7 protein-coding genes and 1 pseudogene are annotated in these 6,488 nt (G+C 65.3%); 2 read left to right on the forward strand and 6 right to left on the reverse strand.

All coding sequences use genetic code 11. The features are described 5' to 3' along the window. Positions 1 to 35 precede the first annotated feature (35 nt). From ACTOXK_RS10080 to ACTOXK_RS10095, 4 genes are all read right to left on the reverse strand, one after another. Positions 36 to 2,027 (reverse strand): beta-propeller domain-containing protein, encoded by a 1,992-nt coding sequence (locus ACTOXK_RS10080; RefSeq protein WP_482278170.1) that lies wholly within the window; start codon positions 2,025 to 2,027, stop codon positions 36 to 38. After that, the gene (locus tag ACTOXK_RS10085; protein WP_482278169.1) at positions 2,024 to 2,506 is read right to left on the reverse strand and encodes an RNA polymerase sigma factor; all 483 of its coding nucleotides are present in this window, start codon (positions 2,504 to 2,506) and stop codon (positions 2,024 to 2,026) included. Before ACTOXK_RS10085 ends, ACTOXK_RS10080 begins: the two co-directional genes overlap by 4 nt. A gap of 109 nt (positions 2,507 to 2,615) precedes the next feature. Then, positions 2,616 to 3,008: a hypothetical protein gene (locus ACTOXK_RS10090; protein WP_482278168.1), complete on the reverse strand. Its 393-nt coding sequence runs from the start codon at positions 3,006 to 3,008 to the stop codon at positions 2,616 to 2,618. Continuing rightward, entirely contained in the window at positions 3,001 to 4,383 is a 1,383-nt protein-coding gene (locus ACTOXK_RS10095) for a Y-family DNA polymerase (protein ID WP_482278167.1), read from the reverse strand. Before ACTOXK_RS10095 ends, ACTOXK_RS10090 begins: the two co-directional genes overlap by 8 nt. Positions 4,384 to 4,541: 158 nt before the next feature. Between ACTOXK_RS10095 and ACTOXK_RS10100 the strand changes: the two genes are divergently transcribed. Further along, complete coding sequence (locus ACTOXK_RS10100; protein ID WP_482278166.1) at positions 4,542 to 4,907, forward strand: type II toxin-antitoxin system RelE/ParE family toxin; 366 nt, start codon at positions 4,542 to 4,544, stop codon at positions 4,905 to 4,907. After that, complete coding sequence (locus ACTOXK_RS10105) at positions 4,900 to 5,181, forward strand: helix-turn-helix domain-containing protein (protein WP_482278165.1); 282 nt, start codon at positions 4,900 to 4,902, stop codon at positions 5,179 to 5,181. The genes ACTOXK_RS10100 and ACTOXK_RS10105 overlap by 8 nt, the downstream gene beginning before the upstream one ends. Before the next feature lie 54 nt (positions 5,182 to 5,235). Here ACTOXK_RS10105 and ACTOXK_RS10110 read toward each other — a convergent pair whose 3' ends face one another. After that, complete coding sequence (locus ACTOXK_RS10110) at positions 5,236 to 5,928, reverse strand: DNA alkylation repair protein (RefSeq protein ID WP_482278164.1); 693 nt, start codon at positions 5,926 to 5,928, stop codon at positions 5,236 to 5,238. A 254-nt stretch (positions 5,929 to 6,182) separates the two neighbouring features. Next, positions 6,183 to 6,488, reverse strand: a pseudogene (locus tag ACTOXK_RS10115) (NADP-specific glutamate dehydrogenase); the annotation flags it as partial.

Below are 6,488 nucleotides of genomic sequence, written 5' to 3' on the forward strand. Positions count from 1 at the left end.
TCCTCGCTCGTCGGCATCTACGGCCTCCCATCCTACTACAATTCCAGGGCCGCGATGGGATCGCCGCCTTGAAGGGAGAAGCTCTCGATGGCCACGCCGCTGGCCGCATAGAGTACCTCACCGATGCGCACCCCGCGCACGGGGCTGCCCTCGCCGTCGGCGAGCAGGGCCTCCATGCCCTGGACGAAGCCCTCTTCCTCATCGTAGCTGAACAGATAGTAGTACTCGCCCGATTCCACCACCGGCTGGTAGGCGTCGTCCTCCAGGGGAGCACTCCCCCGCTTCTCGCCGAAACCGGAGAAGCCGATGAGGTTGCGCTCGGGCTCCACGAGGGCGGCGCGATAGTCGTCGAGAGCCCCCACGGTCCAGACCCCTTCGAGCACACAGGTGGCCGCCTCCCGCACATCGGCCGGATCGGCGGTGTCGAACATGGTGAGCTTCGCGGCGCCCGTGCCCTCGGGGCCCGCGTCCCAGCCGATTCCGAGCAGGCGGTGCTCGCCGTAGGGATGCAGGTAGGCCGAGAAACCGGGAATCTTCAGCTCGCCTACGACCTCGGGTGCGGCCGGGTCGGACAGATCGACGGTGAACAAGGGATCGATCTGGCGGAACGTGACGAAATAGCCCACATCTCCCATGAAGCGGGCCGACCGCACCGTTTCGCCCTCGGCGAGCCCCACGATGGAGCCCACCTCCTCCATGGCCCCGTCCAGGACGAACAGGCCGTTGGTCGTCTGGCCCTGCTCGCCATAGATGGTGGTGACCACCCGCAGATGACCGTCGTACTCGTCGATGCTGAAGCTGTCGTTCACCGTTCCGCGCACCGTGGCCTGGGCCCCGGCGGTCACCGTGCCCGCGCCGTAGGCCAGGCGCACAATATCGGTGGCGCTGTTCTTGCCACGGTAGTTGTCCTCGTAGATGTAGATGCCCTCTGCGCCGACGTACAGCTCGCCGGAGCAATGGAGCAGCCCCTTCTGGGCCGTCGCCTCCGTGGGGTCATCGGCGTCTACGGCCGTGACCACAAGGAAGCCGTCGGCCTCATCGTCGGCGGGCAGGAAGATGTCGTCGCAATCCAGGGCCCGCCCGTTCACCGTCGGCGCCAGGGCGACAGGATCGCCCCGCTCCGGGTCGCCGGAGGGGAAGAAGAGGCTGAACAGGTAGAGATGGCCGTCGACGAAGCGCGAGGTGCGGTAGGCGCCGCTCTGGGCCAGGGATCCCGCCTCGACGGGGTGGGACGGGTCAGACAGATCGAAGGTGACCAGTTCGGTACTCTCGGGGGCCTCGTCGGCCTCGTACCAGGCCGTGGTCGTCACCGCGAACAGACGGCCACCCTCCAGGTAGAACTCCACGATGGAGCGCCCCTCGGCCGCCTCGATGGAGCCCACTGTCTCCAGGGCCCCCTCCTCGGCGCTCACGATGGCGATGCGCCGGCCACTGTCGGCGAGGACGTAGAGGTGCGTGCCGTCGGTCTTCACCACGTCTGCCTCGTCCACCCCCTCGGTACGCACGTTCGTCCCGGAGAAGTCGGTATCGCCCCCGGCTATCGCCGCCGTATCGGCCTCCGCCGCCGACTCCATGACGACATCGTCCCCGCCGCCCGCCGAGGCACTGAGATCTAGGCCGAACAGGCCGGCCCTGGCCCCTTCGGCCGCCTCGGCGCGCTCGGCTTCGATACGCTCCCGATAGGCTGCGAAGCAGGCGGCCACCTCGTCGTAGCTTGAAGCCGCGCGCACTGTCTCGGCCTCGCCGAAGACGATCGGCTCGGTTGGCGCTGCGGGAGTATCTTCACCGGGGACGGCAACCAGCCCCAGCGGGTCTGCAAGGCCGATCACGGCACCAAGGCCGAGAGCGACCGCGAGCACGGCAGCGGCCGCCGCCATCCATCGCCGGCGGCGGGGGCGACGCGGGGCCACGGGAGCGAGGGCCGACAGGCGCTCCATCATGGCATCGGGTTCAAGGGAGGGAGGCACCGCCCACTCCTCGGCCGCGCGGCGCAGGGCATCGACCGTGCGCTTCTCATCCTGGTTCATCGCACACCACCTTCCAACATCGAAGCCATCTGCGCCAGGGCGCGCTTGCGCCGGCTGCGGACGGTGCTCGGGTTCATCTGCATCGCCGCCCCTATCTCGTGGCTGTTGTAGCCTCCGAAGACCGAGAACCCCACAATGAGCCGATCCGCCTCGGCCAGGGCAGCGAAGGCATCCCGCACCGCCGCGGCCTCGGCGCCGTCCAGGCCGGGCGGCGAGAGCGGCTCCAAATCGCCGGGGTCGGCCGGGGCGCAGCGCTTCCCCACAGAGAGGCGCCGTCGGCAGCGGTTGGCCACGATCTGGAACAGCCACGACTTGAAGGCGCTGTCGCGGCGCAGCTGGCCGCGGTGCTCGTAGGCCGCCAGCACCCCCTCGGCCACTGCATCCTCGGCATCGTGGGCGTTTCCCGTCACGCAGAGGGCGAAACGGTAGAGGTCCCCGTGCAACTGTCGGTATCGCTCGGCAAAAAGCTGTGCGTCCACGGCGGGTCCTCCTCTCTTCTCAAGACGTCTCCCCCATAAGATTCCCCAGACCCCGGCAGTGTTGCAAGAATGTTCCCTCTTCTTCGATTCGCCATAAGGGATGGCCCCCTCACGAATCGAGCCGCTCGATGGCGCAGATGGCCGAGAAGGGCACGCGAGTGCGCACGATCCAGAGATCGCGGTATATCACATCCACCTGGCTGACGATGCCCACGTCGGTGCGGTAGGCATTGTTCTCGTAGGAGGTGACCCGTACCATGGCGCCCCGGGCGAGGGTCGCGAGGGTCTCGTCGAGCTCCCGTGCCTCCTCCTCGGTGAGGGGACGCCGCCGCTCGGGCACCGCCTCCTTGGCATGGACGAGGTCGTAGTAGCCCCGCAGGGCGGCGAAGGGCATGAACTGGCGGGCGCGGTCGGGATGAGGCCGGCCCAGCCCTGCGGGCACCGGCAGCCCGGGCACCTCTTCCCAGACAAGGTCCTCGAACAGGTCGCCGCGCTCATCCACGATGGCCCCCTACCAGAAGGTTGCGCTCGCGCCCCATGGCGTGCTCCTTCAGACTCGTACCCTTGATGAGGGCGTTCTTGCCGAACTTCTCCTTCACGGCGAGCACGGCCTCCTGGCGGCGGCGCTCCCGGGCGGTGGCCTCGCAATCGGTGAACAGGTCCACCGTGGCGAAGTCCTCGTCCACCAGGTTGCCGAAGCCGAGGCTGATCTTGCGGATGAGCCGGCTGGGGTCCACGCTCTCGCGCCAGAGCGCTTCCAAGTAGCCGAACAGCTTCTTGAAGGAGTTCGTGCGCTCGGGCAGGCGGCGCCCTCCACCGCCGTGGGGCCGCGAGCGGACCACGGGCCGCAGGCCGTGCTCGCCCTGGAAGAGAACCGGACCCGGGCCCTCCCCCGCTTCCCTGTCGGAGCTGGAAGCCTCTCCCGCCTCAGAGCCCGCGGCCGCCCGGGCGCCCCGCTCCCACTCGTAGCTGACGTGGAGCGAGATATGATCGGTCACCAGGCGCTTCTCCACCAGTTCCAGCACCGTGTCGTCGCACATCTCCCGCATGACCATGAGGCCGTCGTCGAAGGAGTAGCCGTAGGGCAGCGCCTGGCCGTTCATGACCGAGGAGGATTCCGGCTCGTAGGCCTTGATCTCGGCGATGGTGCAGGGCTCCAGGCCCCAGGCGTGGTCGATGAGGTACTCGGCGTTCACCCCGAACTCGCGATAGAGCACGTCGGAATCCATCTCCGTGATGCCCTTCAGGTCGAACGCATGGTAGCGGGCCAGCCGCCGGGCGATGCCCGGGCCGATGTTCCAGATGTCGGTGATGGGCCGGTGCGTCCAGATCTGCTCGCGGAAGGAGCACTCGTCCAACAGACCGATGCCGTCGACGGCATGTTTCGCCGAGATGTCGAGGGCCACCTTGGCAAGGAACAGGTTCGGGCCGATGCCCGCTGTGGCGGGAATGCCCGTCTCGGCCCGCACCGCATCGCGCAGGGCGCTGGCGAACTCGCGGGCCGTCATGCCATAGAGACCGAGGTAGGCCGTGGCATCGATGAAGCACTCGTCGATGGAGTACGGGTGAATGTCGTCGGGGCTCACATAACGCAGGTACACCCCGTAGATATCCGCCGAGGCGGCCATATAGGCCCGCATGCGCGGCCGGGCCATAACGTAGTCGAGCCCCTCGGGAATCTCGAATACCCGGCAGCGGTTGCGCACGCCGAGGGCCTTCATGGCCGGGCTCACGGCCAAGCAGATGGTGGTGACCGTGCGGTCGGGGTCGGCCACCACGAGCCGAGCCTCCATGGGATCGAGCCCACGGGCCACGCATTCCACCGAGGCGTAGAAGCTCTTCAAGTCGATGCAAACGTATGTCCGGTCAGTATCCATGACAGCAGTATACCATGGAACACGTGTTCTTATTTACCTCAATTTTATGAACATTTGTTCTGTTTTTATGCTATCATCTCACTACGCTAACAGAGAGAGCACCTTGCCGCGATCCTATTGATTTTATTTGTTTTATCCCATATTATGAGGAGGAGAACATGAACGGATTCAGCGTCGAATTCTACGAAACGCCTCGCGGCTCATTCCCCGCCGAAGAGTTCATCCTCTCCCAAGACAACGGAATGCAAGCGAAGCTCTACCGTCTCATCGAACTATTGGAACTCAAAGGGAACAGCCTGCGGGAGCCGTACTCGAAATCCTTGGGCGATGGAATCTTCGAGCTGAGGGCGAGCCAAGGAAGCCAAGCGGCAAGGGTGCTCTACTTTTTCGTCATCGGGAAAAGGGTGATACTCACGAACGGGTTCATGAAGAAGACGCAGAAGACCCCTGCGAGGGAGCTTGAGACCGCGCAGCGCTATCGATCCGATTTCCTCAAGCGGGAAGGCGGCAACGACCATGACTAAGAACTTCCGAGACAGCCTCAACGAGCGCCTGACAGATCCGGTGTTCCGGGCCGAGTGGGACGCTCTCGAACCCGAATTCCAGATCATCAGGGCCATGCTCGACGGGCGGGCAGCCAAAGGCATCACGCAGAAGGAGCTCGCCGATATCACCGGCATCAACCAGGCAGACATAAGCAAGCTGGAGAACGGCAACGGCAACCCCTCCCTGCGCACCCTCGAGCGAATCGCAAGGGGACTTGATATGCGCCTCAAACTGGAATTCGTTCCCGCATAGCCCAGGGGCGGATTCAAAACCACAGCCCTACGGCCTTCAGCTATCGAAGCGCTGTCACGAACGGCGCTTCAGGGTCCGCAGGCGTTCTTTCTGCTCGGGGGAAATGCGGCGGCTCTCGATGGCCTTCTGGATGGCCTTGTTATGGGTCCACTCGTCGAGCGCACCCGCTGCGATGACCTCCTCGGCGGCCTCGGGCTGCCGCACCAGGGCCTCGGCGAAGTACCAGGCGCGCATCATGTTCACGTAGTACTCGGAGCGGGCGATGCCAATGACCCAGCCAAAATACTCCGGACGGAAGCGCTCGTCGAGGAACAGCTGCATGAGCACCCCGATGGCGAAGCGCACCGTGTACTCGTGGTCGCTTTCCAGCCACACCCGTACCTTCGCCAGCGTCGCTTCCGGATCGGCGGCGAGCCCCCGACAGGAGAGCTGGTCGCAGGTGGCCCAGTTGTCCACGAAGGGCAGGAAGTCCTCGATGGCCCCGACGAGCCGGCCGCCGTCGCGCTCCCGGGCGATGACGAACGAGTGCAACTGGTTCTCCTCGAAGGTGCCGTGGGGCAGCGCCGTCAGGAACTCCCCCACATCCTTGCGTCGCGCGAGCCCCTTCGCGAACTTCCGCAGATCCGGCGTGCGCACGCCCACAATAGTGCCCCCATCGATGTTCGGAATGAGCTTCGCCTGGAACGCCTGGTAACTCTCATCAGCATGGGCGGCGAGGAACGCCCCTATGTCTTCGCGAATAGCCATCCCTCTCCCCTCTCGTTGTACGAACATCGCCATTCTAGCACGCTAAAAAGGACCCCGATTCGCATCGGGGTCCTTTGTGTCACTCACAGGTCGTTCCTAAAGTCAGCGAGCGGCTCTGACACGTTTCGCATTGGCCGCCTTTGGGCCAAGCTGGCTTCGCCAACGCCGCGCCCAAAACAAGGGGCAAGGCGAAATGCGTCAGAGCCGCGCAGCATCGGCAGGCCCGTTCGTCTCGTCAGGGCGAACGGGACCAATTACACGACGCCCTGGGCCATCATGGCGTTGGCGACCTTCTCGAAGCCGGCGATGTTGGCGCCCATGACGTAGTTGCCCTCATGGCCGTAGCGCTTGGCGGCATCGTCGATGGCGTGGTAGATGGACACCATGATGCCGTTCAGCTTCGCGTCCACTTCCTCGAAGGTCCACGACAGGCGCTCGGAGTTCTGGGACATCTCCAGGCCCGAGGTGGCCACGCCGCCGGCGTTGGCGGCCTTGCCGGGGAAGAACACGACGCCGTTTTCCTGAAGGTACTCGGTGGCATCCAGGGTGGTGGGCATGTT

This window comes from Adlercreutzia sp. (assembly GCF_056795635.1).

Coding starts and splice junctions, on each gene's coding strand:
- ACTOXK_RS10080 (WP_482278170.1), bottom strand. CDS start 2,027: ATGAACCAGGATGAGAAGCGCACGGTCGATGCCCTGCGCCGCGCGGCC.
- ACTOXK_RS10095 (WP_482278167.1), bottom strand. CDS start 4,383: ATGGATACTGACCGGACATACGTTTGCATCGACTTGAAGAGCTTCTAC.
- ACTOXK_RS10100 (WP_482278166.1), top strand. CDS start 4,542: ATGAACGGATTCAGCGTCGAATTCTACGAAACGCCTCGCGGCTCATTC.
- ACTOXK_RS10105 (WP_482278165.1), top strand. CDS start 4,900: ATGACTAAGAACTTCCGAGACAGCCTCAACGAGCGCCTGACAGATCCG.
- ACTOXK_RS10110 (WP_482278164.1), bottom strand. CDS start 5,928: ATGGCTATTCGCGAAGACATAGGGGCGTTCCTCGCCGCCCATGCTGAT.